General features: G+C 60.9%; 22 protein-coding genes. 7 read left to right on the forward strand and 15 right to left on the reverse strand.

Annotated features, from left to right (window positions below; genetic code table 11):
- Nucleotides 1–7: 7 nt before the first annotated feature.
- The 6 genes from CAG18_RS14180 to CAG18_RS14205 form a co-directional block, all read right to left on the reverse strand.
- Nucleotides 8–925, reverse strand: coding sequence for a glutamate/aspartate ABC transporter substrate-binding protein (locus CAG18_RS14180; RefSeq protein WP_015271573.1), 918 nt, complete (start codon nt 923–925; stop codon nt 8–10).
- A gap of 321 nt (nt 926–1,246) precedes the next feature.
- The gene (locus tag CAG18_RS14185; RefSeq protein ID WP_085721064.1) at nt 1,247–5,395 is read right to left on the reverse strand and encodes an NEL-type E3 ubiquitin ligase domain-containing protein; all 4,149 of its coding nucleotides are present in this window, start codon (nt 5,393–5,395) and stop codon (nt 1,247–1,249) included.
- Between the two features lie 119 nt (nt 5,396–5,514).
- Nucleotides 5,515–7,047, reverse strand: a complete 1,533-nt coding sequence (gene glpD, locus CAG18_RS14190) for a glycerol-3-phosphate dehydrogenase (protein ID WP_015271571.1) — start codon at nt 7,045–7,047, stop codon at nt 5,515–5,517.
- 185 nt (nt 7,048–7,232) lie between these two features.
- Nucleotides 7,233–7,988, reverse strand: coding sequence for a DNA-binding transcriptional repressor GlpR (gene glpR / locus CAG18_RS14195; protein ID WP_015271570.1), 756 nt, complete (start codon nt 7,986–7,988; stop codon nt 7,233–7,235).
- A gap of 276 nt (nt 7,989–8,264) precedes the next feature.
- Nucleotides 8,265–9,764, reverse strand: coding sequence for a glycerol kinase GlpK (gene glpK / locus CAG18_RS14200; protein WP_015271569.1), 1,500 nt, complete (start codon nt 9,762–9,764; stop codon nt 8,265–8,267).
- Between the two features lie 51 nt (nt 9,765–9,815).
- Nucleotides 9,816–10,667 (reverse strand): MIP/aquaporin family protein, encoded by an 852-nt coding sequence (locus CAG18_RS14205; RefSeq protein ID WP_015271568.1) that lies wholly within the window; start codon nt 10,665–10,667, stop codon nt 9,816–9,818.
- Nucleotides 10,668–10,971: 304 nt separating this feature from the next.
- Here CAG18_RS14205 and ybaK point away from each other — a divergent pair, with 304 nt between their 5' ends.
- Complete coding sequence (ybaK, locus tag CAG18_RS14210) at nt 10,972–11,442, forward strand: Cys-tRNA(Pro) deacylase (protein ID WP_085721065.1); 471 nt, start codon at nt 10,972–10,974, stop codon at nt 11,440–11,442.
- Nucleotides 11,443–11,563: 121 nt separating this feature from the next.
- Here the strand turns inward: ybaK and CAG18_RS14215 are convergent, their stop codons facing one another.
- Together CAG18_RS14215 and argF are read right to left on the reverse strand one after the other, a co-directional pair.
- On the reverse strand, nt 11,564–12,673 hold the full coding sequence (locus tag CAG18_RS14215) for an ABC transporter ATP-binding protein (RefSeq protein ID WP_015271566.1): 1,110 nt from the start codon (nt 12,671–12,673) through the stop codon (nt 11,564–11,566).
- The gene (gene argF / locus CAG18_RS14220) at nt 12,670–13,590 is read right to left on the reverse strand and encodes an ornithine carbamoyltransferase (RefSeq protein ID WP_015271565.1); all 921 of its coding nucleotides are present in this window, start codon (nt 13,588–13,590) and stop codon (nt 12,670–12,672) included. The genes CAG18_RS14215 and argF overlap by 4 nt, the downstream gene beginning before the upstream one ends.
- Nucleotides 13,591–13,987: 397 nt before the next feature.
- Here argF and CAG18_RS14225 point away from each other — a divergent pair, with 397 nt between their 5' ends.
- Together CAG18_RS14225 and grxD are read left to right on the forward strand one after the other, a co-directional pair.
- A complete protein-coding gene (locus CAG18_RS14225; RefSeq protein WP_085721087.1) occupies nt 13,988–16,096 on the forward strand; it encodes a molybdopterin oxidoreductase family protein in 2,109 nt (702 codons plus the stop codon).
- Between the two features lie 91 nt (nt 16,097–16,187).
- Nucleotides 16,188–16,523, forward strand: coding sequence for a Grx4 family monothiol glutaredoxin (gene grxD / locus CAG18_RS14230; RefSeq protein WP_003254949.1), 336 nt, complete (start codon nt 16,188–16,190; stop codon nt 16,521–16,523).
- Nucleotides 16,524–16,580: 57 nt separating this feature from the next.
- On the opposite strand, the gene bfr is transcribed toward grxD, so the two are convergent.
- Complete coding sequence (bfr, locus tag CAG18_RS14235) at nt 16,581–17,054, reverse strand: bacterioferritin (protein WP_003258014.1); 474 nt, start codon at nt 17,052–17,054, stop codon at nt 16,581–16,583.
- Nucleotides 17,055–17,255: 201 nt separating this feature from the next.
- The gene (locus CAG18_RS14240; protein ID WP_003254947.1) at nt 17,256–17,474 is read right to left on the reverse strand and encodes a bacterioferritin-associated ferredoxin; all 219 of its coding nucleotides are present in this window, start codon (nt 17,472–17,474) and stop codon (nt 17,256–17,258) included.
- 224 nt (nt 17,475–17,698) lie between these two features.
- On the opposite strand from CAG18_RS14240, the gene CAG18_RS14250 reads away from it, so the two are divergent.
- Entirely contained in the window at nt 17,699–18,301 is a 603-nt protein-coding gene (locus CAG18_RS14250) for a peroxiredoxin (RefSeq protein ID WP_003254945.1), read from the forward strand.
- 159 nt (nt 18,302–18,460) lie between these two features.
- Here CAG18_RS14250 and rnt read toward each other — a convergent pair whose 3' ends face one another.
- On the reverse strand, nt 18,461–19,072 hold the full coding sequence (rnt, locus tag CAG18_RS14255) for a ribonuclease T (protein WP_230388460.1): 612 nt from the start codon (nt 19,070–19,072) through the stop codon (nt 18,461–18,463).
- Between the two features lie 59 nt (nt 19,073–19,131).
- Nucleotides 19,132–20,178, reverse strand: a complete 1,047-nt coding sequence (gene pyrC, locus CAG18_RS14260) for a dihydroorotase (RefSeq protein WP_015271562.1) — start codon at nt 20,176–20,178, stop codon at nt 19,132–19,134.
- Nucleotides 20,179–20,308: 130 nt separating this feature from the next.
- Between pyrC and CAG18_RS14265 the strand changes: the two genes are divergently transcribed.
- Together CAG18_RS14265 and CAG18_RS14270 are read left to right on the forward strand one after the other, a co-directional pair.
- Nucleotides 20,309–21,226 carry an OmpA family protein gene (locus CAG18_RS14265; protein WP_085721066.1) on the forward strand — a complete coding sequence of 306 codons (918 nt, stop codon included), beginning with the start codon at nt 20,309–20,311 and terminating at the stop codon, nt 21,224–21,226.
- A gap of 156 nt (nt 21,227–21,382) precedes the next feature.
- The gene (locus tag CAG18_RS14270; RefSeq protein ID WP_013973956.1) at nt 21,383–22,600 is read left to right on the forward strand and encodes an argininosuccinate synthase; all 1,218 of its coding nucleotides are present in this window, start codon (nt 21,383–21,385) and stop codon (nt 22,598–22,600) included.
- 58 nt (nt 22,601–22,658) lie between these two features.
- Here the strand turns inward: CAG18_RS14270 and CAG18_RS14275 are convergent, their stop codons facing one another.
- Nucleotides 22,659–23,141, reverse strand: a complete 483-nt coding sequence (locus CAG18_RS14275) for a hypothetical protein (RefSeq protein ID WP_015271560.1) — start codon at nt 23,139–23,141, stop codon at nt 22,659–22,661.
- 362 nt (nt 23,142–23,503) lie between these two features.
- On the opposite strand from CAG18_RS14275, the gene CAG18_RS14280 reads away from it, so the two are divergent.
- Nucleotides 23,504–24,124 carry a response regulator transcription factor gene (locus tag CAG18_RS14280; protein ID WP_015271559.1) on the forward strand — a complete coding sequence of 207 codons (621 nt, stop codon included), beginning with the start codon at nt 23,504–23,506 and terminating at the stop codon, nt 24,122–24,124.
- Nucleotides 24,125–24,167: 43 nt separating this feature from the next.
- Here the strand turns inward: CAG18_RS14280 and CAG18_RS27085 are convergent, their stop codons facing one another.
- Both CAG18_RS27085 and nth read right to left on the reverse strand, forming a co-directional pair.
- Entirely contained in the window at nt 24,168–24,344 is a 177-nt protein-coding gene (locus CAG18_RS27085) for a PA3496 family putative envelope integrity protein (protein WP_003258006.1), read from the reverse strand.
- A 104-nt stretch (nt 24,345–24,448) separates the two neighbouring features.
- On the reverse strand, nt 24,449–25,087 hold the full coding sequence (gene nth / locus CAG18_RS14285; RefSeq protein ID WP_013973953.1) for an endonuclease III: 639 nt from the start codon (nt 25,085–25,087) through the stop codon (nt 24,449–24,451).

Raw genomic sequence — 25,087 nt, forward strand, 5'->3', positions numbered from 1 at the left:
CTGGTGGTCAGGACTTTTTCTCGTCCGCAGCCTTGTCGGTCGGCTCGGCGATCAGTTTCTTCAGCTCGTCGCTCATCGGGAACTGCAGGTTCAGACCCTTCGGCGGGATTGGCTGTTGGAACCATTTGTCGTAGCTCTTGTTGACTTCGCCCGACTTGAAGTAGCCGACGATGGCGTCATCGACTGCTTTCTTGAAGGCCGCGTCATCCTTGCGCACCATGCAGCCGTAGATCTCGTAGGACTGCGGGGTACCGGTGATGACCCAGTCCGACGGCTTGCGAGCCTTGGCCATTTCGCCGGCGAGCAGGGCGTCGTCCATCATGAAGGCCACGGCGCGGCCGCTTTCGAGCATGTTGAAGGCTTCACCGTGGTCCTTGGCGGAAATCACGTTCATCTTCATCTGCTTGTCGGCGTTCATCGCCTTGAGGATGCGCTCGGAGGTGGTACCTGCGGTGGTTACCACGTTCTTGCCGGCCAGGTCCGGGAAGTCCTTGTATGCCGGCTGACCGTCCTTGACCTTGGTCAGCAGGCGGGTACCGACTTCGAAGATACCGACCGAGAAGCCGACTTGCTGCTGGCGCTCGACGTTGTTGGTGGTGGAGCCGCACTCGAGGTCTACGGTGCCGTTCTGCACCAGCGGGATGCGGGTCTGGGAGGTGACGAGGTTGTAGCGGACCTTGATGTCCGTGCCCAGCTGCTTCTTCAGGGCGTCGACGACAGCCAGCTGGATGTCATGCGAGTAGCCCACGGGCTCTGGCTTGCCGGCCAGGTAGGAAAACGGGATGGAGGAGTCGCGGTGGCCCAGGGTGATGGTGCCCGACTCCTTGATCTTCTTCAGGGTGCCGGTCAGTTCTTCGGCCATGGCCGGCGAAGCGATCACGGCGGCCGCGATGGCGGCGCCCAGCAATTGACGAACGATGCGCATCAAATTTTCCTCGACGTGTTTGTTTTTTTTATGGAGCCGTTGGCGGACTCTTCGTTCAACGAATACAGAAATAAACGATTGCATTCGGCTACCAAGTGTAGAGCATGAGTCGTGCCAAGCTCTGGCATTGATCATAACGCCTCGAATTCATTGGGAATCAACCTTTCGCACTCATCGTGTGACGGTAAGTTTCATTCGCCATACCGAATGAATAGCGGTTAATCGTTCGGAAATCCGAACGGATTGCCAGCCCTGCATCGCAATGCACGAGCGATCAGGACCGCTGCCATGCTGAGCCTGATCGCAGTGCTGCCAGCCTGGTCAGTGGGGCATGAGCCGCTCTTTCGGCGTCTGGTTCCAGCGCGCCCAGGCCTCGGTAGTGAGGGTGCGTATCAGCACTGACTCCTCGGCGGCAAGTTCGCGCATCAAAACCCTGGCCTGGTCTTCATAGCCCGCTTCCTGGCCGGCCACGGCCCGTGCCTCGAGCGCTTCCATTCGCTCGTGATAAGGCCTTGCGGTCGCCTCGAAACGGTCAGCATAGGTTTCTCGCAGGTAGTTCTGCCAGTAAGGGCGGCCTGCAAGCGCGTCCAGCATCGACAAGGTGCTGTAGCTTTGCAGTACTTCTATTTCTGCTGCATTCAGATCCCGCGTTGTCACGTGGGCGAATGATGCGAAGTGCATCTCATCCGGTGGTGCTGGCAAGTCAAGTGGCCCTGTCAGCCGCAGGCGATAGAAAAGCCGAACTTCGATTTCATCTACTCTGCGTCCTGCTTCGCGCAGGGCCTGGATGTGCCGGTTGGCAATATCGTCAAGCAGGTCCAGGCGGTGCAGCTGGCCGCCCAGATACAGCAGGCGGCTCTCTCTCATTTCCGCTGGCACCCCTTCGATGCCCTGGAAGGCCAGCACGCCCACTTCCATCTGGTTGAGCAGCAGCAACAGGCGATCCTCGCAGGTACGCGGCCCGTCGGCCTCGCGAAACAACTGCTCGCGTAACGCTTCATTGTTTTCGCAGGCTTCGAGGATGTGCCAGAGACGGCGTCGAAAATGCCGCGGATGGGCCTCGAAGTCTTCGCTCTGGGCAAAGTCGGCCAGGAACCTGAACAGGCCTCCAGAGCCCGGCTCCTCGCTCAGGCGGTCCCAGGCTGCCTCCCGTTCTGCACGGAGGAGCTCGTTTCTGGATGCTACCCAGGTTGCACGGGTTTCTTCATCTATTGGCTCGTGGGCATACGACGCGCTGCCTCGGGCGCCTGTTTCGCTGGCACCCTGTGCTTCGTCCAGATACTCGATGCTGCCTTCGCTCAACGGATTGTCATGCAGGTTCAGCCTTTGCAGGCGCAGGCGCAAGCCGCGCATCTCGCGCTGCAACTCGCTGATTCTGTTGTTGCGCAAGTCGATATGGGTGCGTAGCGCTACGCTCTGGTGGACCAGGCCAATATCCGCCTGGCCCGTTGCTCGCAGGCGCAGGTCCCGCACATGTGGCAAGGCCGAGAGGTCGGGCATGCCGTTGAGGGGGTTGTAATTGAGTATCAGGGTATCCAGCCGCTGCAACTGAGCCAGGCGGCTACTACCTGCTGCGTCCATCGCAATCAGGTTGTTGCTCAGGTTCAAGCGCCGTAGCTGGCTGAGGCCCTCGATGCCCTCGGGAACCAATGTCAGCTGGTTGCCGCTCAGGTCCAGGTCCACGACGTTGGGGAACAGCCTTAGGAAGCGCGCATCGATCTGCTGCAGGCGCATGTTGCGTAACGTCAGCCGGCGCACGTGTCGGTATTCCACACCCTCCGGCAGGTCTGGCAAGGCATCGATGTGCTCGCCGTCTATGGTCAGTTCATATTGGTCGTTGCCGTCCACCAGTTTGCGCCGCCAACTGCGGCGAAGGGTATCGGCTACCCGGCGTCTGCGAATGGCGTCGATCGGAGATTGCCAACCGGCCTGCCAGACCCGAAGTGTTTCGCGCAGGTCGGCAAGCTGGCGTTGCAGCGCCTGGTAATGGTCCCACAAGCTCTCCCCGCGCTGGCGGACTGCTTCGAGGTAAGCGTCCAGTTGCAGTTCGGAGAGTGTGGGGAATATTTGATGGATCCCTCGGCGAATAGCGCTTTGGCTGCTTTCACCACCGCCGCTGAGTGTATAGGCCAGCCTGCCGTCGGCGAAACGCCGGGGCGGCCTGATAGTTGCGCGGATGCCGGGCAGGTCGAGCAGGCTAGCCGTGGAGTCGCGATCCTGTTCGGCTGCCATGGCCAGTTTGTCGCGCAGTTCCCTGAGCTGCAGGTTGCGGTTCCCCAACCGGGTTTTCTGCTCGTCGTCCAGGCACCGCAGGAGCGCTGCCAGCAAGGACTTGCCCTGGGTTTCTTCGCCAGCCAGGGCGTAGCCTTGCTCATTTTTGACAATGGTGCGCACCTTCTGCGCGGTCTCGCTCTGGCTGGCGAATATCTGTAATCCCTCCGGGCCGCCGTGGCGTAATTCGACCCGTACTGAGTCTGGCCACGGGGCTTCCCGCTCGATGAGGCGTAGCGCCAGTATTTCGCTATCGGTGTTGGTCAGGTTCTGTAGGCGCAAGCCGAGACAAGCTCGGTCAATACGGCTGGCATGTTCATACCATCGTGCATGTTGCGCCATGCTCAGTGGTATCCGCCCGGAAGCATGCAACTGTTCTATCTGGGCGCTACTGCAATGGTCGATGACTTCCTGGGCGCCCCTTGGCGACAGCCCCCGAAAGGCGCCGATCAGCTTGGCCTGGTCGATGGATAGCGGTGTTTGCCATGCCTGAAGTTTTTGTTCGAAGGCCAGCCCTTTCAGGGTCGGATCCTGCTGGTGCAGCTTGATCCGGTCGTGGATGTCTAGCAGCCGCGCGGGTGGTGGAGCGTTCTCCAGGCAAAGTCGGCGCAGTTGGTCCACGGACAGGCCTGTGACCTGCAGAAGCATCCGGCCATGGTCTGACAACGTGTCGGCAAAGTGCTCCCCTTGCAGGCCTTCCAATAATACCGAGACATTTTCCTCGGCAGGCAGGTAGCGGAGGTTTCTGGTCAGCCTTACGCCGCGGCCGGGCAACACCGTTGGCGCAAGCCTGTCGACAAAAGGTATTCGTCGCAGCGTATGCAGCGCACCTGCAGTCAGGCCTGTGGTCGCCAGGCCCTGGGCTACGTTGAACAAGTGGTCCAGTGCACCTTGGCGATCACCTAGCTGCCAGTCCTGGTAGCCTTCGTAGACTTCATCGAGCAATTGCGCCGCGCTGACGACCAGCAGCAGGTCTCCCAATACCGGTACGACCAGAGCTGCCAGCCCCAGCAGGTCCAACCCGGCGCTGAGCATGCCCTGCAAGCGCTGATGTCTGCTCAGGCGGTCTTCGACGTCCGTGGGCACAGCCAGGTAGGCTGCATCATCGAACATTCGTCCGAGCAAAAGCGCTCGTACATGTGCGAACACATCCCCCTCTATGGGCAGGTTTCGCCCGTCGAGCTGCAGTTTCTTTGCTCCAGGCGACGCTACCAGCCGTTGTGCAAGTTCCTTGTCGAAAGCGCTTGTGTCCCGCGCCTTGATGAAACGCTTGAAAAACCTGCGGAATGGCTGCTGTTTGAGGCGAGTGGCCAGGTCGCTGTACACATCGTTCCAACTGTCGTAAAAGCACAGGCTTTGCCCGGGGGCATCGGGTATCCAGACGATGATCTCGTCGATGTCGGCAGCCAAGGCAGGGCGCCATTCGAGAGTGATGACCCCCGTCACGCACTTGCCGAGCAGATAGAGTTGGCGAGGTGTCAGCGTGCCTTTGCCATAGGGTGTGAGCGCAGGGGTTTCCAGCATCGACCGCAGCCGAAGCAGATCCCGCTCATCCAGTTGCCGCTTGAACCTGGCCTCGTAAACCGCTGCTTGCATGCGCGTTCGTACGCCGGTTTCAAACAGGTGCCTTATTGTCGTGCGCGCCTGATCGCCCGGCTGGCCACGCCCAGCCTTGGGCTCGAGCACTGTCTTGAGCAGCACCTGATACTTGCCGCCCAGATCCAGCGAGCGGCACAGGCGAACGAATTGCTCGAAGGTCATGGCCAGCTTTTCGCCTTTCTCGTTTTCCAGATGCGCTTTACGCAACAGCCACGGTTTAGCTTCGTGTGCTTCGAAGTTATGCAGGGCGGCAGCCAGCAGGGTTTGTCGTGTGCTATGGATTACGGTCGGCTTGTAGAAATGCTCTGCGGCCGAAGGTAGTTGGAACTCTTCGCTCACGACCACGTGACACCGTCGCGCGTCGATATGCCCCACTCTCTGCTCACGTAGCGCGCGTTCGAGCAGGGGCAGGGCGAAGTCTTCGAGGCGAGGGATTCTTTCGAGCAGATGGCGAAGCCTGTCTGCTGCCTGTTGTTGTGCACCCAAGGCCTTGCCGTAGGCTTGCAGGTGCGTTGTGTCGGCGCCGGTCAACCAGTCTGGCAGTTGCTGGGCGATCAGGGCGTCGACTGAATAGGACGGGTTGTATTCGGTGGGTGGCACGTGATGTTCTCCGGGGTTTTAAAGACCCCAGAGCATCACGCCGGTAATGTGGTTTGGCGGTAGTTACTGCTGCGTCGAATGGCCCGCTTGCGCCTGGCGCGTGTGGGCGGGCCGGGGAGTCACGCTGCCTGGGTGCGCGCCTGCTGCTCTTGTTGCAGGTAGTCTGCAAGCACCTGTTGTTCGCCCGCGCTGGTGAACAGGCCCAGCTTGGTGCGGCGCCAGAGAATGTCTTCAGCGCTGCAGGCCCATTCGTTGCTAGCGAGGTAGTCCACCTCTCGAGCGAACAACCCACCACCAATTGCCTGGCCCAGGTCTTCCGGCCCTTGCACGCCCTCCAGCAACTGCCATACACGGCTGCCATAGGTCAGCACCCAGCGCCTGGCGATATCGACCGGCAACCAGCCACAGCGCGCCAGCACCGCATCTACCAGAGCCTGCACCGTGGTCATTTGCTCACCACCAGGTAGCGGCGCGCCAGCGGTCCAGCTGCCGCGCATCTGTGGGAAGTGCGGCTTGAGCTCGGCCATCGCCGATTCGGCCAGTTTGCGGTAGGTGGTCAGCTTGCCACCGAATACCGACAGCAACGGCGCTTGCCCTTCACTGGCGGACAGCGCCAGGGTGTAGTCGCGGGTGACCGCGGACGGATTGTCCGATTCGTCGTTGCACAGTGGGCGCACGCCGGAATAGGTGTGCACGATGTCGCTGCGGCTGATCTGGTGGTTGAAATGGGCGTTGACCACTTTGAGCAGATAATCGGTTTCCTGCTCGGTGATCGCGACTTTGGCGGGGTCGCCGCTGTACTCGCGATCGGTGGTGCCGATCAGCGTGAAACGCTCCAGGTACGGGATGCAGAAGACGATGCGCTGGTCCTCGTTCTGCAGGATGTAGGCATGTTCGCCTTCGTACATGCGCGGCACGATGATGTGGCTGCCCTGGATCAGGCGGATGCCGTAGGGGGCATCGAGCTTGAGGTCGTCCTTGATGAAGCTGGCCACCCACGGCCCGGCGGCATTGACCAGGGCACGGGCGCGAATGGTCTGCAGGCGGCCGTCAGCGTGCTGCAACTCCACTTGCCACAGGCCATCCACACGCTCCGCGCGCAGGCAGCGAGTGCGGGTATGGATATGGGCACCTTTTTCCCGTGCGGCCATCGCATTCAGCACTACCAGGCGGGCATCGTCCACCGCGCAGTCGGCATATTCGAAGCCACGGCTGATTGCAGGCTTGAGCGGGTAACCCGGGCCGAAGCGCAGGCTGCGCGAAGCCCCCAGGCGCTTGCGCTTGCCCAGGTGATCGTAGAGGAACAGGCCGGCGCGAATCATCCAGGCCGGGCGCAAGTGCGGGCGGTGCGGCAGCACGAAGCGCATCGGCTTGACGATGTGCGGGGCTTTGGCCAGCAGCACTTCGCGCTCGGCCAGCGCTTCACGCACCAGGCGGAACTCGTAGTGCTCCAGGTAGCGCAGGCCGCCGTGGATCAGTTTGCTGCTGGCCGACGAGGTGTGCTGGGCCAGGTCGTCCTTTTCGCAGAGGAATACGTTGAGGCCACGCCCGGCGGCGTCGGCAGCGATGCCCACGCCATTGATGCCGCCGCCGATCACGGCGAGGTCATAGCAGTCGGCGACTGGGGGCTGGGACGAAACGGGCTGGGACACGGGCAAGGCCTCCTGGGGCTGTTCACATCGAATATGAACATTGATGTTCGTTTTCGAAAATACTAGCGCAACAGAAAGCTGGTCGCCAGTCAGTCTTCATAGAAAAAACTGATCAGATGACAATGAAATGAACATTTACGAAAGTTTTGGATGATCGGTTTGAAAGGTATCGCGCCTGTCAGCCCTCAAACCACCTCAAGCCGGATCTTGTACTGGTTCAGCAGCTGGGTGAGGGTGGGAGTTGGCGCCTGGTCGGTCACCAGGCAGTCGACCAGGCTGATCGAGCCCATGCGCACCATGGCGTTGCGCCCGAACTTGCTGGAGTCGGCGGCAAGGATCACTTGTCGGGCATTGGCGATGATTGCCTGGGATACCCGCACTTCCTGGTAATCGAAATCGAGCAGGCTGCCATCTTCGTCGATGCCGCTGATGCCCACCAGGGCGAAGTCGACCTTGAACTGGTTGATGAAGTCGACACTGGCCTGGCCGACGACGCCGCCATCACGGCGAACCGTGCCACCTGCCACCAGCACTTCGAAATCGTCCTTGGCGGCTAGGATCGCGGCCACGTGCAGGTTGTTGGTGATGACTTTCAGGTGGTTGTGGTTGAGCAGTGCCCGGGCGATGGATTCGGTGGTGGTGCCGATGTTGATGAACAGCGAGGCATGGTCGGGAATCTGCCGTGCCACGGCTTCGGCGATGCGTTGCTTTTCGTCGCGCATCTGATCGGCGCGCATGGCGTAGGCGGTGTTCTCGATGCTCGAGTCGTAGGCCGCGCCCCCGTGGTAGCGGCGTAGCAGATTGAGCTCGGCCAGCTGGTTGATATCACGGCGGATGGTTTGCGGTGTGACGACGAACAGCTGCGCCATTTCTTCGATACTGACGTAACCGCGTTCGCGCACCAGTTCGAGGATTTGTTGTTGGCGAGGGGGCAGATTCATGGGCGGTCCTTTGGGGCTGCCGGACAAATGCTGCAATGATGCCGTAGGACGCGGACTACGACCAGTAGACTATCGGGGCGGCGGCGGGGACAAATGCCCTGCATCGATTTTGTGGCCTGCGCTGGCGCTTCTTTGTAGGAGCGGCCTTGTGTCGCGAAAGGGCCGTGAAGCGGCCCCAGGATTTTCGCGTCATAGCAAATGCTGCTGGGGCCGCTTCGCGGCCCTTTCGCGACATAAGGCCGCTCCTACACGTGGTGTAGCGCCTGTCAGGTAGGATCAGGCCTCGTGATCTTCCCAGTCACGGGTACGGTCGACTGCCTTCTTCCAGCCTGCGTACAGCTTCTCTTTCTGCGTTTCATCCAGCTGCGGGCTGAACTCGCGCTCGATGATCGCCTTGTCGCGCAGTTCGTCCAGGCCGCTCCAGAAGCCACAGGCCAGGCCTGCCAGGTAGGCCGCCCCCAGCGCCGTGGTTTCGCGCATCTTCGGCCGCTCCACGCAGGTGCCGAGGATGTCGGCCTGGAACTGCATGAGGAAGTTGTTGGCCACCGCGCCGCCGTCCACGCGCAGCTCGGACAGGCGCTGGCCGCAATCCTGCTGCATTGCGTCAAGCACGTCGCGAGTCTGGTAGGCGATCGATTCCAGCGCGGCGCGGATGATGTGGTCCACCTTCACGCCACGGGTCAGGCCGAACAGTGCGCCACGGGCATACGGGTCCCAGTACGGGGCACCCAGGCCGGTGAAGGCAGGCACCAGGTATACGCCGTTGCTGTCCTTGACCTTGCTGGCGAAGTATTCGGTATCCAGTGCGTCGTTGACGATCTTCAGTTCGTCACGCAGCCACTGCACGGTGGAACCACCATTGAACACTGCACCCTCCAGCGCATAGGCCACTTCACCACGCGGGCCGCAGGCGATGGTGGTTAGCAGGCCATGGGACGACTTCACCGCCTGGTCACCGGTGTTCATCAGCAGGAAGCAGCCGGTGCCATAGGTGTTCTTGGCCTGGCCCGGTTCCACGCACATCTGGCCGAACAGTGCCGATTGCTGATCACCGGCGATACCGGCAATGGCGATACCGCTCTTGGTATGGCCGTAGACCTCGGAGGAAGGGCGTACCTCGGGCAGCATCTGCCGTGGGATGCCGAGGATTTCCAGGAGCTTGTCGTCCCACTGCAGGCTGTGGATGTTGAACATCAGCGTGCGCGAGGCGTTGGTGTAATCAGTGACATGCACCTTGCCGCCGGAGAACTTCCAGATCAGCCAGGTATCGATGGTGCCGAACAGCAGCTCGCCGCGCTCGGCGCGTTCGCGGGCACCCTCGACATTGTCGAGGATCCACTTCAGCTTGGTGCCGGAGAAGTATGGGTCGGTGACCAGGCCAGTGGTTTCGCGAATGTAGTCTTCATGGCCGTCGCGCTTGAGCTGGGCGCAGATCTCCGTGCTGCGGCGGCACTGCCAGACGATGGCATTGTACACCGGGCGGCCGGTTTCCTTGTCCCACACCACGGTGGTTTCACGTTGGTTGGTGATACCCAGTGCGGCGACCTGGGCGTGGCTGATGCCCGCCTGGGCCAAGGCCTCGACCATGGTCGCGCTCTGCGTGGCAAAGATTTCCATCGGGTCGTGCTCGACCCAGCCCGCCTGCGGGTAGTGCTGGGCGAACTCGCGCTGGGAGGTCCCAACCACATTGGCGTCGCGGTCGAAAATAATGGCCCGCGAACTGGTGGTGCCCTGGTCCAGGGCGATGATGTAGTTCTTATCCTGGGTGTCTGTCATGGTCGTAGGCCTTGCGAAAATAGGGGGTCAGGGCTGGGCGTGATGCCGGCGTCAGTTGACTTGAGTATCGCCCTGGCGATTGTCATTTGTCTCAGGGTTCACGGCGGCTGCCATTGGCAGGTTGCGTGCGATCAGGCCGCGATAGGTCGCGGCACCCAGGCAGGCGCCAAGGATCGGTGCGAACACCGGAACCAGGAAATAAGGCATGTCCCGACCGCCAGTGAAGGCGATTTCGCCCCAACCGGCCAGGAAGGTCATGAGTTTTGGCCCGAAATCGCGGGCCGGGTTCATGGCAAAGCCGGTCAACGGGCCCATGGCGCTGCCGATCACGGCGATCAGCAGGCCGATCAGCAGCGGGGCCATGGCGCCGCGCGGCAGGCCGTTGTTGTCGTCGGTCAGGGCCATGATCACGGCCATCAGGATGGCGGTGATGATCACCTCGACCAGAAACGCCTGGCCGGTGGACAGCGATGGGTGCGGATAGGTGGAGAAGACCGAGGCCAGTTCCAGGCTGGCTTCGCTACCGCGCAACATGGCGTGGGCCTGTTCGAAATCGAAGAACAGGTTGCTGTACAGGGTGTAGACCAACGCTGCGCCACAGAACGCGCCGCATACCTGGGCCAGCATGTAGAAGGGCAGCTTGCGCTTGTCGAAGCCGGCGAACAGGGTGAGGGCGATGCTCACCGCGGGGTTCAGGTGTGCGCCGGAAATACCGGCGGTGAGGTAGATCGCCATGCTGACGCCCACGCCCCAGATGATACTGATTTCCCAAAGGCCGAAGCTTGCGCCCGCGACCTTGAGCGCGGCGACGCAGCCGGTACCGAAAAAGATGAGCAGTGCAGTGCCCAGGAACTCGGCCAGGCATTGGCTGGAAAGCGTGGGTTGGCGTAGAGCAGTCGTCATGTATGACCTCGTTTTTTTTTGTTGTGAGGCGCGTGGCGCTCGACAGCAAAGCCCGGAGTCTATCCCCGTTGACCCGGGCAGATGTTGGGAAATGCACCTTAAAAGTGCACCATTTTATTCAGAAACGAAAAAATATAGACAAGAAACGCTGATGTCAAAGGTCGAAAGTGAACGGTCGGTCACGATCTGGATGCTGATTTCAGGTGCGGATCCGCGTACTAGAGCCGCGCAATTGCGGTGCGCTGGCTGCGGTGTGGGAATTGTCCTAAAGTAGCCGCCGAGCTGTCCCGACCGGAGCCCCCGCATGACCCCCGCCCTAGACCTGTTGAAGAAACACCGTGCCGAGCATCGTGTGCACAGTTACGAACATGACCCCAAATCGGCGTCATATGGCCTGGAAGCGGCGGAGAAACTTGGTCTCGACCCGCAGCAGGTGTTCAAGACCTTGCTGGCGAGCAGTGAGAAGGGTGAATTGCTGGTGGCGGTGGTACCTGTGGTGGGTACGCTCGACCTCAAGGCCCTGGCCCAGGCTGCCGGGGTGAAAAAGTGCGAGATGGCCGAGCCGGCGTCGGCGCAGCGAGCCACGGGGTACCTGGTGGGCGGGATCAGCCCGCTGGGGCAGAAGAAGCGCCTGCGCACCTTCATCGATGACTCGGCGCAGAACTTTGCAACCATCCATGTCAGCGCCGGGCGGCGTGGGCTGGAGGTGGAGTTGGCGGCGGTGGTGCTGGCTGAGTACACCCAGGGCAAGTTTGCCGGGATTGGTCGGGGCTGAGATTTCTGGGGCTGCTTTGCAGCCCTTCGCGGCACAAGGCCGCTCCTACAGGGGGAATACGTACCCTTGTAGGAGCGGCCTTGTGTCGCGATGGGCCGCAGAGCGGCCCCAAAATTTCGAATCAGGTCGCCGAGCTGTACCGGCGAACGCCGTTGTCCTGCCGCGGCAACTGCGCCGCCACGCTGCCCGGCACCGGGAATAGCACCAGGTGATCGGCCTTGACCGCAATCCCCACATCCTCACCGACCTGACGGTCGTCATGGCTAGGGAAGATCGCCTCGAGCTGGCTGCCGGTCGGCAATTGCAGGCGGTACAGGGTCGATGCCCCAAGGAAGCTCTTGCCGACGATGTTCGCCTGCAGCGCACTGCCCGGTGCGTGGACGATATCGTCAGGGCGCAGCAGTACATCCACCGAGCTGCCCGGCGCCATGATGTAGGCACGGTTGCCGCGTAATTCACCCAGCTCGGTATTGACCGCCTCGTGGCTGATCATCTGCCCACGGATGAAATACCCCTGGCCAATGAAGCTGGCCACGAACGGCGTCTGCGGCTCGTGGTAAAGGTTGTAGGGCGTGTCCCACTGCTCCAGGCGGCCTTCCTTGAACACGCCAACCTGGTCGCTGACGGCAAAGGCTTCTTCCTGGTCATGGGTCACCAGGATGGCGCTGGTGCCGCGGCTCTTTAGAATGTCGCGAACCTCATGGCTCAAGCGCCGGCGCAGCTCTACGTCGAGGTTGGAAAATGGCTCGTCGAGCAGCAGCAGTTGCGGCTCCGGTGCCAGTGCACGGGCCAGGGCGACCCGTTGCTGCTGGCCGCCGGACAGTTCATGCGGGTAGCGCCCGCCCAGGCCGCCCAGCTTGACCAGCTCGAGCATCTCTTCGATGACCTCGGCCTGGCGGGGGTGCTTGGCGATGCCGAAGGCAACGTTCTGCGCCACGGTCAGGTGCGGGAACAGCGCGTAATCCTGGAACACCATGCCGATGCGGCGTTTTTCCGGGGCCAGTGTGAACCCGGCCCGGGAAATGACTTCCCCAGCCAACTGGATCTCGCCGTCGTGTATCGGTTCGAAACCGGCGATGGCGCGCAGGGTGGTGGTCTTGCCGCAACCGGATGAACCCAGCAGGCAACCGATGTCGCCTGCGTTCAGGTGCAGATTGAGGTTCTGAACGATGCGCTGGTCGCCATAGCCGCAGGCGAGGTTGCGCAGGTTGAGCAGTAGGGGTTGACTCATGCGTGGTGGTAAGCCGGTTCTACAAGGAATTCGAGAAGGGCCTTCTGTGCATGCAGGCGGTTTTCAGCCTGGTCCCAGGCGACCGAACGTGGGTCGTCGAGCAGGTCATGGCTGATTTCCTCACCACGGTGGGCTGGCAGGCAGTGCATGAACAGGGCGTCGGGTGCCGCCAGGTCGAGCAGCTCGCGGGTGACCTGGTAAGGCGCGAAATGCGCCAGGCGCCGTGCAGTTTCCTCCTCCTGACCCATGGAAGTCCAGACATCCGTGGTTACCAGATGGGCGCCGCGCACGGCTTCCTTCGGGTCACGCACGATCTGCACGTGGTCACCACCAATGGCCATGAAGCGTGGGTCCGGCTCGTAGCCTTCCGGGCAGGCAATGCGCAGCTGGAAGTCGAACTGCCTGGCTGCCTCGATGTACGAGTTGCACATGTTGAAGCCATCGCCGATCCAGGCGACGGTCTTGCCCTGGATCGAGCCGCGATGTTCGAGGAAGGTCTGCATGTCGGCCAGCAGCTGGCACGGGTGCGACTCGTCGGACAGCGCGTTGATCACCGGCACACGCGAGTTGGCGGCGAATTCGGTCAGGGTGCTGTGGGCGTGGGTACGGATCATCACCACGTCGAGCATGCTCGACAGCACGATGGCGCTATCGCTTATCGGCTCGCCACGGCCCAGCTGGGTGTCGCGCGGGGACAGGAAGATGGCCTGGCCGCCGAGCTGGATCATGCCTGCCTCGAATGACACGCGGGTACGGGTCGAGGACTTTTCGAAGATCATGCCCAGCACGCGGTTCTTCAGGGGCTCGAACAGCACGCCTCGCTTGCGCAGGTCCTTCAGCTCGATGCCGCGGCGGATCACACCGAGCAATTCGTCGGTGGTGAAGTCCAGCAGGGAGAGAAAGTGCCTAGCGCTCATGATTGACTACCTTATCTGCAACGGTATGCAGGTCGACCGTATGGTTTTTTTTGACAACGGGAGTGACCTGCGGCGTAAGCCGCACGGGGGCGGACGAAATAGGGAAAGGCGCAATACTATAAGTAAATGTCGCCTGAAGCCAAGAGGGGAAACAGCTGCCCAGTACCAAAGGGTGTTGCAAAGGGTGTCTTTACCCGACGGGCAGTGCTGTTTTTTATTTGCTACAGAGGTTTGTACACGGCTTGCCGGCAATTTGGCAAATGGCTGTCGCAAATCGTGTGCCTGATGTCGGTGGATTCACACCGCGAAGTGCGCTGGCCGGTGGCGGGGGCTGGGCGCATAGTCGATGTTCGACAACCTTCTACACATCCTCCACAACAACAAGGCAGAGGCGGCCATGACCAAGACCCTGCATCACCGTGCCTGTCACCTGTGCGAAGCGATCTGTGGGCTGAACATTGAAGTCAGCCATGACGACGATGGGCGGGCGCTGATCAGTTCGATCAAGGGCGACCCCCAGGACCCGTTCAGCCGCGGCCATGTCTGCCCAAAGGCCGTGGCCCTGCAGGACATCCAGAACGACCCCGACCGCCTGCGCCAACCGCACAAGCGGGTGGGCGAGCACTGGCAGGCCATCGGCTGGGACGAGGCCTTTGCCCTGGCCGCCGACAGGCTGTGGGCGATCCAGCAGGTCCATGGGCGCAATGCCGTGGCGGTGTACCAAGGCAACCCGAGCGTGCACAACTACGGCCTGATGACCCACAGCAACTACTTCCTGGGCCTGCTGAAAACCCGCAACCGCTTCTCTGCCACCTCGGTGGACCAGTTGCCGCAGCACCTGGTCAGCCACCTGATGTACGGCCATGGCCTGCTGCTGCCGATCCCGGACATCGACCAGACCGGTTTCATGCTGATCCTCGGCGGCAACCCGCTGGCCTCCAACGGCAGCATCATGACCGTGCCGGACGTGGAAAAACGCCTGAAAGCCCTGCAGGCCCGGGGTGGGCGCCTGGTGGTGGTGGACCCGCGGCGCAGCGAAACGGCGGCGATGGCCGACAGTCACCTGTTCATTCGCCCTGGAGGGGATGCGGCTTTGTTGTGTGGCTTGCTCAACACCCTGTTCACTGAAGGCCTGGCGCGCGGCTCGCACTTGCCGGTCATCGGCTTGCAGCAGGTGCGCGAAGCGATCGCGCCGTTCAGCGCGGAGGCCATGAGCGCGCACTGTGGCATTGCCGCGACAGACATTCGCCAGCTGGCAAGGGACTTTGCCGCGGCCGACAGGGCGGTGTGCTACGGCCGCATGGGGGTTTCGACCCAAGCCTACGGCACCCTTTGCCACTGGCTGGTGCAACTGATCAACCTGGTAACCGGCAACCTTGACCGTGAAGGCGGCGCGTTGTGCACCGAGCCTGCCGTCGACCTGGTAGCGACCACCTCGGGTGGCCATTTCAACGCCTGGCAGAGCCGGGTGTCGGGCTTGCCCGAGTACGGCGGCGAACTGCCCGTGGCGGCCTTGGCCGAGGAAATGCTGACGCCAGGCGAAGGGCAGGTGCGTGCGCTGGTGACGGTGGCTGGCAACCCCGTGCTCTCAACGCCCAATGGCCGCCAGCTGGATGTGGCGCTGGAGGGGTTGGAGTTCATGCTCAGCATTGACCTGTACATCAACGAAACCACCCGCCATGCCGACCTGATCCTGCCCTCCACCTCGGCGCTGGAAAACGACCATTACGACAGCACATTCAACTTGCTGGCCGTGCGCAACGTGACCCGCTTCAACCGGGCGATCCTGGCCAAGCCCGAAGGGGCATTGCATGACTGGGAGATTTTTGTCGGGCTGGCACAAGCGTTCGCCAAACGCGCCGAGCTGGATTTGAAACCGACCTGGGCGCCAGCGCAGATGATCGACCTGGCCCTGCGCAAGGGGCGTTATGGTGAAACGACACCCTGGCAGCTTTCGCTGGCAGCGCTGGACGAGCACCCGCATGGCCTCGACCTGGGGCCATTGCGCGCCAACCTCGCTGCGCGCCTGACGACTGCCAGCAAGGCCGTCGAAGCGGCGCCCCAGGTGCTGCTGGATGACTTGGGGCGACTGGCGCAACAGGCCCCTCCGGTGCCGGGCGAACTGCTGCTGATCGGCCGTCGCCATGTTCGCAGCAACAATTCATGGATGCACAACTTTCATCGACTGGTGAAAGGCAAGCCGCGCCATCAGTTGTTGATGCATCCGCAGGACCTGCAGCATCGTCAGTTGCAGGACGGCCAGCGAGTTCGTATCCGCTCGCGTACCGGGGATCTTGAAGTCGAGGTTCAGGCCTGCGAGGACATGATGCCCGGTGTAGTCAGCCTGCCCCATGGCTTCGGTCACTCTCGTCAAGGCGTGCACATGCAGATCGCCAAGGCGCAACCTGGGGTGAGTGCCAACGACCTCACCGATGAGCGCCTGCGTGATCAGGTTTCCGGCAACGCCGCCCTCAATGGCGTACCCGTGCAGGTAGAGGCCGCGTAAGGAATGGTAAGGCCGAGCATGCTGCTCGGCTTTCCGTTACAATGCGTCACCGTGCCGACGACCGCGTCGGAAAGTTCAGCCGAGGTGCTACATGGATATCATCGAAACGATCAAAGAGCAGATTGCCAACAACACCATTCTGCTTTACATGAAAGGCTCGCCGAATGCCCCGCAGTGTGGCTTCTCTGCGCGTGCATCGCAGGCCGTGATGGGTTGTGGCGAGAAGTTCGCCTACGTCGACATCCTGCAGAACCCGGAAATCCGTGCGAACCTGCCAAAATACGCCAACTGGCCGACCTTCCCGCAGCTGTGGGTAGCCGGTGAACTGGTCGGCGGCAGCGACATCATGCTGGAAATGTTCGAGAAGGGTGAGCTGCAGACCCTGATCAAGGAAGCGGCTGCCAAGGCCAAGGCTTCCGAGGCCTGAATTTCCGGCAAGCATGAAAAAACCCGCTGATCGCGGGTTTTTTCATGGGACGAATATTTATTCTTCGCCCATCTGCGACTGCAGGTAGTTCTCGATACCAATCTTGTCGATCAGCCCCAGCTGGGTTTCCAGCCAGTCGATGTGCTCTTCCTCGGACTCGAGGATATCTTCGAGCATGTCACGCGAGCCAAAGTCGCCAGCGGTTTCGCAATGGGCGATGGCCGCTTTCAGGTCGACCAGGCCTTTCTGTTCGATCTTCAGGTCGCATTCGAGCATCTCTTTGGTGTGCTCGCCAATCAGCAGCTTGCCCAGGTCCTGGACGTTGGGGATGCCTTCGAGGAAGAGAATACGCTTGATCAGCTTGTCAGCGTGCTTCATCTCGTCGATGGATTCCTTGTACTCGTGCTTGCCGAGTTTGTTCAGGCCCCAATCTTCGTACATGCGTGCGTGCAGGAAGTACTGGTTGATCGCGACCAGCTCGTTTCCGAGGATCTTGTTGAGATGCTGGATGACGCTTACGTCGCCTTTCATGTCGGGTTCCTGCCCTGTAGAAGTGTGCCAATACAGTGAAGTTTGAGCCCGATACTTAGGTGTGTCAAACCTAAGTTCTTGAATAATAAGTGAAAATTAATGGAAATAAGAATGTTTGTGAACCGCGTTGGAGCGCTAACTTATTGAATTGCGGGCATAAAAAAACCGGACGCAAGGTCCGGTTCTTCGAATTCTTTGTTATCAGGCTGCGGTAAATTCCACGGGGTAGGGCAGGGCTGCCTGGCTGACCTGGAGCTCGGTCAGGGTCTCGCGGACCACCTGCTTGGCAACGCAGGCACATTTGCCGCACTGGCTGGCGACGTTTGTGGCGGCTCGCACTTCCTTGTAGCTGCAGCATCCTTCATAGATCGCATCGCGGATCTGTCCGTCGGTAACGCCGACACAAAGACACACATACATAAAGGCTGACCATCGTTGGTGGGCTCGATGGAGTGGAGCTTAATGTTAATGAGAATGCTTGTCAAAGGAGTTTCTGAAAGGGCCGTGCTTGAGCGACCGGCGGTTGCTTCGTCGTTGGAGTCGGCCTGTCACCAGAAGCCGTGTATGATGGACGGCCTTTGTTGGATGTCGGGCAAGCCCGTCTGGCCCGGCAAACGGTTTTTCACCCTCATCAGGAGATTACAATGAGCGTACTCGTTGGTAAGAAAGCCCCCGATTTCACCGTTCCGGCCGTGCTGGGCAATGGCGAGATCGTCGACAGCTTCAACCTGGCTTCGGCCATCAAGGGCAAGTACGGCCTGGTGTTCTTCTACCCGCTGGACTTCACCTTCGTCTGCCCGTCCGAGCTGATCGCCCTGGACAACCGCATCCCTGACTTCCAGGCGCGCAACGTGGAAGTGATCGGCGTGTCGATCGACTCGCACTTCACCCACAACGCCTGGCGTAACACCCCGGTCAACAACGGCGGTATCGGCCAGGTCAAGTACACTCTGGCTGCCGACATGACCCACGAAATCTGCAAGGCCTACGACGTCGAGTCCGAAGGCGGCGTAGCCTTCCGTGGCGCCTTCCTGATCGACACCAACGGTGTTGTTCGTTCGCAGATCGTCAACGACCTGCCACTGGGCCGCAACATGGACGAGCTGCTGCGCCTGGTCGACGCCCTGCAGTTCCACGAAGAGCACGGCGAAGTCTGCCCTGCCAACTGGAAAAAAGGCGACAAAGGCATGAACGCTTCGCCGGAAGGCGTTGCTGCCTACCTGAGCGAGAACGCTGGCAAGCTGTAATTGCCGCGTGCATGAAAAAACCGGCCCTTGTGGCCGGTTTTTTTGTGCCGTCCTGTGCCGGCCTTTTCGCGGGCTTGCCCGCTCCCACAGGAATAGCACAATGGCTGAGGCCACTGCAGTACCGGTGGGAGCGGGAATGCGCGCGAACGCTTTTGCAGATCAATCGTTGAAATCGCGCCAGCCGCCCATCTCTTTCCAGCGGTTGACGATGCCGCAGAACAGCTCGGCCGTCTTCTCGGTGTCATAGCGCGCCGAGTGCGCCTCACGTCCGTCGAAGTCGATGTCGGCGCTCTGGCAGGCCCGCGCCAGTACGGTCTGGCCATAAGCCAGGCCCGCCAGGGTAGCGGTGTCGAAGCTGGAGAACGGGTGGAACGGGTTGCGCTTCAGGTCATTGCGCGTCACCGCCGCATTGAGGAAGCCCAGGTCAAAGCTGCTGTTGTGGCCGACCAGGATCGCCCGCTTGCAACCATTGGCCTTGAGCGCCTTGCGTACGCCACGGAAGATGTCGGTCAGCGCACTTTCTTCGCTGACTGCCATACGCAGCGGGTGGTCCAGCTTGATCCCGGTGAATTCCAGCGCGGCCGCCTCGATGTTGGCGCCCTCGAATGGCTCCACGCGGTGGAAGTAGGTGTGCTCGGGGAACAGGAAGCCCTTTTCGTCCATGCCGATGGTGACTGCGGCAATTTCCAGCAGGGCATCGGTAGCGCTGTTGAAGCCGCCGGTTTCAACGTCTACCACTACCGGCAGATAGCCGCGGAAACGCTCGGCCATCGGATGGCGCGAGCCGCTGCTGCCTTGGGTGTCGAGGTCGTCTTCGTAGAGGTCTTCGCTCACGCGTTTTCCTCCAGCAGGCGCCAGCGCAGTTTTTCGCCGGCGCGCAGCGGGACTACGGTCTGCTCGCCAAACGGCAGGCTATCCGGGGCGGTCCATTCTTCGCGGACCAGGGTAATGGTGTCGGTGTTTGCCGGCAGGCCGTAGAACGCCGGGCCGTGCAGGCTGGCAAAGCCTTCCAGCTTGTCCAGCGCGTTACGCTGCTCGAACGCTTCGGCGTACATCTCGATGGCTGCGTAGGCGGTGTAGCAACCGGCGCAACCGCAGGCGGCTTCCTTGGCGTGTCGGGCGTGTGGGGCCGAGTCGGTACCCAGGAAGAACTTCGGGTTGCCGCTGGTGGCCGCATCCAGCAACGCCACCTGATGGGTGTTGCGCTTGAGGATCGGCAGGCAGTAGAAGTGCGGGCGAATGCCGCCAACCAGCATGTGGTTGCGGTTGTACAGCAGGTGCTGCGCGGTGATGGTCGCGCCGACGTTGGCCGGGGCCTCGGTGACGAACTGCGCGGCATCGCTGGTGGTGATGTGCTCGAACACCACCTTCAGTGTCGGGAAGCGCTCGACCACACGGCGCATATGCTCGTCGATGAAGCGCTTCTCGCGGTCGAACACGTCGATCTCGCTACGGGTCACTTCGCCATGCACCAGTAGCGGCATGCCAACTTCCGCCAGCGCCTCGATGGCCGGGAAGATGTTGTCGATGCTGGTCACGCCCGAGTCTGAATTGGTGGTGGCGCCAGCAGGGTACAGCTTGGCGGCATACACGAAACCGCTGGCCTTGGCCGCGCGGATGTCCTCGGGGCTGGTGCGGTCGGTGAGGTACAACACCATCAGCGGCTCGAAGCGGCTGCCAGCCGGGCGGGCGGCCAGGATGCGCTCACGGTAGGCGCCGGCCTCTACGGCATTGCGTACCGGCGGAACCAGGTTGGGCATGATGATGGCACGGGCGAAAGTACGCGCCACATCGCCAACGGTGTGGGGCAGGACGGCACCATCGCGCAGATGGATGTGCCAGTCGTCGGGACGCAGGAGGGTCAGGCGATCGGACATTGGGGATTCCAGGCGGGTCGAACTCAAGCCCCAATGCTACCGGAAAACCCTGGGTGGAGCACGGCTATCAAGTTTTCCGCCAGGCGTCCGATAGCCTGCAGGTAAGCCGTCAGAATTTGTGGAGCCGCCCGTGCGCCAGCGTTACCTAGCCCTGTTGACCCTATTCGCCAGCCTGCCGGCCGGTGCGCTGACCTTCCAGACGCGCATGGAAAACATTGCCTGGAAGGTCGAGGGTGACCAGTTCGAATGCCGGCTGATCCAGCCGATCGACGGTTTCGGCAGTGGCGAGTTCGTGCGCCGCGCGGGCGAGCAGCCGGTGTTCCAGTTGCGCTCGGACAGCAACGTACTGGGGGCGGGCACGGCCACATTGCTGGCAGCTGCTGCGCCGTGGCAGCCTGGGCGCAGCGACATCAATCTGGGCAGCGTGCGCATGGCCCGTACCGGGGTGTTGTTCAGTTCTTCCCAAGGCCAGGCCAGTCGCCTGATCAACGGCCTGCTCGATGGGCGCAGCACGGTGGTACGCAATTATGCCGGCGAGGCGGGCAGGCCGATGGAAGTGCGTGTGCTGCCGGTCAGCTTCGCCAAGGCCTACAACGACTATCAGGCCTGTGCCGGCAAGCTGCTGCCGATGAATTACGATCAGGTGCGTCAGACCCAGGTGGGCTTCCCCGGGGGAGGCTTCGAGCTGGATGGCGCGGCCAAGGCACGGCTGGACGTGATCCTCGACTACATCAAGGCTGACCCGACCGTTAACCATGTAGAGCTCAACGGCCACTCCGACAACAGTGGCAATCGCCTGACCAATCGCGACATGTCGCGCCGCCGGGCACTGGCGGTAGCCGACTACCTCAAGGCCCATGGCGTTCCGGAAGAGCAGATTACCGTGCGTTTCCATGGCGAGCGTTATCCATTGGCGAAGAACACCAATGCTGCCAACCGGGCGCGTAATCGTCGGGTGAATATCGAACTGGATCGGGTTGCGATAATCGAGAAGCCGGTTGAGAAGCCTGTCGAAAAGGCCCCTGAGCCAACACCTGCCAAGTCCTGAAGGCTGCTCTCACACGGCATTTCATAATTTCCGACGGTAAGTCGCCCTTCCGAAACTTCTTGTCGCTTTGTCGTCAGAAGCTGTCGCCCCACTGTAAATTTATCCGTAACGTCGTTAGAATCGATCCCTTTCCGTACAACCCCGTGGAGTGATGGCATGGCGGACGTAAAAAAGGTCGTACTGGCGTATTCCGGCGGCCTTGATACTTCGGTGATTCTCAAGTGGCTGCAGGATACCTACAACTGCGAAGTGGTGACCTTCACCGCTGACCTGGGGCAGGGCGAAGAGGTCGAGCCGGCTCGTGCCAAGGCCCAGGCAATGGGCGTTAAAGAGATCTACATCGACGACCTGCGCGAAGAATTCGTGCGTGATTTCGTGTTCCCGATGTTCCGCGCCAACACCGTCTACGAGGGCGAGTACCTGCTGGGTACTTCCATCGCCCGTCCGCTGATCGCCAAGCGCCTGATCGAAATTGCCAACGAAACCGGCGCCGACGCCATTTCCCACGGCGCCACCGGCAAAGGCAACGACCAGGTGCGTTTCGAACTGGGTGCCTACGCGCTGAAGCCAGGCGTCAAGGTAATCGCCCCATGGCGTGAGTGGGACCTGCTGTCCCGCGAGAAGCTGATGGACTACGCCGAGAAGCACGGCATCCCGATCGAGCGCCACGGCAAGAAGAAGTCGCCGTACTCGATGGACGCCAACCTGCTGCACATCTCCTACGAAGGCGGTGTCCTGGAAGATACCTGGACCGAGCACGAAGAAGACATGTGGCGCTGGAGTGTCTCGCCTGAGAACGCCCCGGATCAGGCTACCTACATCGAGCTGACCTACCGCAACGGTGACATCGTTGCCATCGACGGTGTCGAGAAGACTCCGGCCACCGTCCTGGCCGACCTGAACCGTATCGGTGGTGCCAATGGCATCGGCCGTCTGGATATCGTCGAGAACCGTTACGTCGGCATGAAGTCGCGCGGTTGCTACGAGACCCCTGGTGGCACCATCATGCTCAAGGCCCACCGTGCCATCGAGTCGATCACCCTGGACCGCGAAGTCGCTCACCTGAAGGATGAGCTGATGCCGAAGTACGCCAGCCTGATCTACACCGGCTACTGGTGGAGCCCGGAGCGTCTGATGCTGCAACAGATGATCGACGCTTCGCAGGTCAACGTGAACGGCGTGGTACGCCTGAAGCTGTACAAGGGCAACGTCACCGTTGTCGGCCGCAAGTCGGACGACTCGCTGTTCGACGCCAACATCGCTACCTTCGAGGAAGATGGCGGCGCCTACAACCAGGCGGATGCAGCTGGCTTCATCAAGCTCAACGCCCTGCGTATGCGCATTGCTGCCAACAAGGGCCGCTCGCTGCTCTGATTACCGTCATGTGCGGCAAGAACCCCGGCTCAGGCCGGGGTTTTTTTTGTCCGTGGAATCAATGGCCGTCGTTCGCCACCTGTTCATCAAGCGCGCTGATCGATAGTTGCGCGCACTGGCGTCTGTCCAGGTTGCAAAAGCGCCAGGTGCGAGATTGCTGAGGCGGTTGGGCGAGGGCGGACAGCAATTGCTGCTCCATCATGCGATAGGCATCGGGGCCGGAAAACATGAACGTGACAGGCTCGCCCTGCAGCGCTTCGCCGGTACTACCGGGCATTGCATGCTTGGACACATCACTCGGTGTCGATGTGTTGTCGTTTGTCGTCCTGTTTGGCGACGGGTCGTAGAACGACTTGTAATTGAAGTTGAGCGTGAGGAAGAACAGTGCCGTCAGGAAGAATGGGAAGCCCACCAGAAACCAAGTATAGAGCTTTTGACTGGACTCGCTGAGAAACGGCAATGTGGCAAGGGCGGAGGCTTCGATAATCCCTGCGAAGATGGCAATGATCGTCAGCGGGGCGACAGGTTGTACTTGGTGCATATGGGTCGTCTCCAGCGATTTTGCATATCTTTGCCTTACCGCGCTGCTCAACTAAAGACTGGATTGTTTCCCGTGAGAATAATCGCTCGAAATCCTGGTGATGTTGCCTGTTCAGGCATTTGAATTGAACATTTCCCGAGGTATCGGCCGGTTTTCAACTGGTGCACTTTTACAGGCCGGTGATACCGTTCATTCGGTAACAGGGAATTTGATTGTTACAAGTACATCAGTTGAGTGTAGGAAATTTCTGTAAGTGTTGTAGGTTCCATCTGTTCATATATTTCGCCGGTAAATCACCGCGCCAGCAGGCGCTCTGTAGGTTATCTTGGCGGGCCAAAGCAAAAGCAATGAATGGATATCGCATGAATAAAGTGCTTATCGTGGATGATCATCCGGTCATACGCCTGGCCGTACGCATGCTGATGGAGCGGCATGGGTATGACGTCGTGGCGGAAACCGACAACGGAGTGGCTGCGCTGCAACTGACACGGCAACACCTGCCGGATATCGTGGTGCTCGATATCGGCATCCCCAAGCTGGATGGCCTGGAAGTAATCACCCGCATGACGGCCTTCAGCCCGGGCAGCAAGGTGCTGGTGCTGACATCGCAGGCCCCCGGCAACTTCTCGATGCGCTGCATGCAGGCGGGGGCGGCGGGGTATGTGTGCAAGCAGCAGGAACTCACCGAACTGCTGAGCGCCATCAAGGCCGTACTGTCGGGCTACAGCTACTTCCCCAACCAGGCCCTGCACGTATCACGTGGAAGGGGGGGGAGCGAGACGGATATGGTCAACCGCCTCTCGGCAAGGGAGATGACCGTGTTGCAGCAACTGGCGCGAGGGCGTTCCAACAAGGAAATTGCCGACAGCATGTTCCTCAGCAACAAGACGGTCAGTACCTACAAGTCGCGCCTGTTGCTCAAGCTCAATGCACGGTCGCTGGTCGACTTGATCGAGCTGGCGCAACGGCAAGGGTTAAGCTGATCGCCAAGGCCGTAAAGCCTCCAGCCAGGAGGCTTTGCCAAGGTTACAGATCGTAGTCGAAGTCGGCCAACTGCTTCTGCAGGCGCCTTTCCTCCAGCATATTGTCGATGGTGCGGCGCTTGCTCAGGTTGGTCTTTGCGGTTTCCACCTGGGGTTCCGCTTCGTCATCTGCGGCAACAAAATCATCTTCGATCGACAGGTCGTCTTTATCGCTACTCATGAGTCGCTCCAAGCCAAGGGGCCATTGGCCGTCCTTATAACCAGAAAGCAGACGCTGGTAAAAAAGATTTTTTCAATCGCAGTGGGTGGTTTCGAGCTATCGACTCAATCGTCGGAGGTCTTGTGCTTGTACTCGCACAAGTCTTCAATCCGGCAACTGCCGCAGCGTGGCTTGCGTGCCTGGCACACATAGCGCCCGTGCAGGATCAGCCAGTGGTGGGCGTCGAGCAGGTAATCCTTCGGCACGAACTTGATCAGCTTTTTCTCCACTTCCAGCACCGTCTTGCCTGGCGCAATGCCCGTACGGTTGCTGACCCGGAAGATATGGGTATCCACGGCCATGGTCGGCTGGCGGAACGCTGTGTTGAGCACTACGTTGGCGGTCTTGCGGCCAACGCCGGGTAGCGCCTCCAGGGCTTCGCGAGTCTGCGGGACCTGGCTGTCATGGCGTTCGATCAGCAGCCGGCAGGCTTCGATAACGTTTTTCGCCTTGCTGTTGTACAAGCCAATGGTCTTGATGTACTCACTCAGGCCTTCGACGCCCAGCGCATAGATGGCCTCGGGGGTGTTGGCGACCGGGAACAGGCGTGCGGTGGCCTTGTTGACGCCGACATCGGTGGATTGCGCAGACAGTGTCACGGCGACCAGCAACTCGAACGGGGTGGTGTACGCCAGTTCGGTCTTCGGGTCGGGGTTGTCTTCGTGCAGCCTGCGAAAGATCTCCAGGCGTTTGGCGGCATTCAT

Origin of the sequence: Pseudomonas sp. B22(2017) (assembly GCF_002113105.1) — a bacterium.
GTDB lineage: Bacteria > Pseudomonadota > Gammaproteobacteria > Pseudomonadales > Pseudomonadaceae > Aquipseudomonas > Aquipseudomonas asiatica.

Bases quoted from the DNA above. Each gene is read 5' to 3' on its own strand.
- ybaK (WP_085721065.1), top strand. From the start codon at position 10,972: ATGACCCCCGCCCTAGACCTGTTGAAGAAACACCGTGCCGAGCATCGT.
- CAG18_RS14270 (WP_013973956.1), top strand. From the start codon at position 21,383: ATGGCGGACGTAAAAAAGGTCGTACTGGCGTATTCCGGCGGCCTTGAT.
- CAG18_RS14280 (WP_015271559.1), top strand. From the start codon at position 23,504: ATGAATAAAGTGCTTATCGTGGATGATCATCCGGTCATACGCCTGGCC.
- CAG18_RS14215 (WP_015271566.1), bottom strand. From the start codon at position 12,673: ATGAGTCAACCCCTACTGCTCAACCTGCGCAACCTCGCCTGCGGCTAT.
- argF (WP_015271565.1), bottom strand. From the start codon at position 13,590: ATGAGCGCTAGGCACTTTCTCTCCCTGCTGGACTTCACCACCGACGAA.
- CAG18_RS14180 (WP_015271573.1), bottom strand. From the start codon at position 925: ATGCGCATCGTTCGTCAATTGCTGGGCGCCGCCATCGCGGCCGCCGTG.
- CAG18_RS14275 (WP_015271560.1), bottom strand. From the start codon at position 23,141: ATGCACCAAGTACAACCTGTCGCCCCGCTGACGATCATTGCCATCTTC.
- rnt (WP_230388460.1), bottom strand. From the start codon at position 19,072: ATGGCCGAGCGTTTCCGCGGCTATCTGCCGGTAGTGGTAGACGTTGAA.
- nth (WP_013973953.1), bottom strand. From the start codon at position 25,087: ATGAATGCCGCCAAACGCCTGGAGATCTTTCGCAGGCTGCACGAAGAC.
- CAG18_RS14225 (WP_085721087.1), top strand. From the start codon at position 13,988: ATGACCAAGACCCTGCATCACCGTGCCTGTCACCTGTGCGAAGCGATC.
- CAG18_RS14250 (WP_003254945.1), top strand. From the start codon at position 17,699: ATGAGCGTACTCGTTGGTAAGAAAGCCCCCGATTTCACCGTTCCGGCC.
- grxD (WP_003254949.1), top strand. From the start codon at position 16,188: ATGGATATCATCGAAACGATCAAAGAGCAGATTGCCAACAACACCATT.
- CAG18_RS14240 (WP_003254947.1), bottom strand. From the start codon at position 17,474: ATGTATGTGTGTCTTTGTGTCGGCGTTACCGACGGACAGATCCGCGAT.
- pyrC (WP_015271562.1), bottom strand. From the start codon at position 20,178: ATGTCCGATCGCCTGACCCTCCTGCGTCCCGACGACTGGCACATCCAT.
- CAG18_RS14205 (WP_015271568.1), bottom strand. From the start codon at position 10,667: ATGACGACTGCTCTACGCCAACCCACGCTTTCCAGCCAATGCCTGGCC.
- CAG18_RS27085 (WP_003258006.1), bottom strand. From the start codon at position 24,344: ATGAGTAGCGATAAAGACGACCTGTCGATCGAAGATGATTTTGTTGCC.
- bfr (WP_003258014.1), bottom strand. From the start codon at position 17,054: ATGAAAGGCGACGTAAGCGTCATCCAGCATCTCAACAAGATCCTCGGA.
- glpK (WP_015271569.1), bottom strand. From the start codon at position 9,764: ATGACAGACACCCAGGATAAGAACTACATCATCGCCCTGGACCAGGGC.
- glpR (WP_015271570.1), bottom strand. From the start codon at position 7,988: ATGAATCTGCCCCCTCGCCAACAACAAATCCTCGAACTGGTGCGCGAA.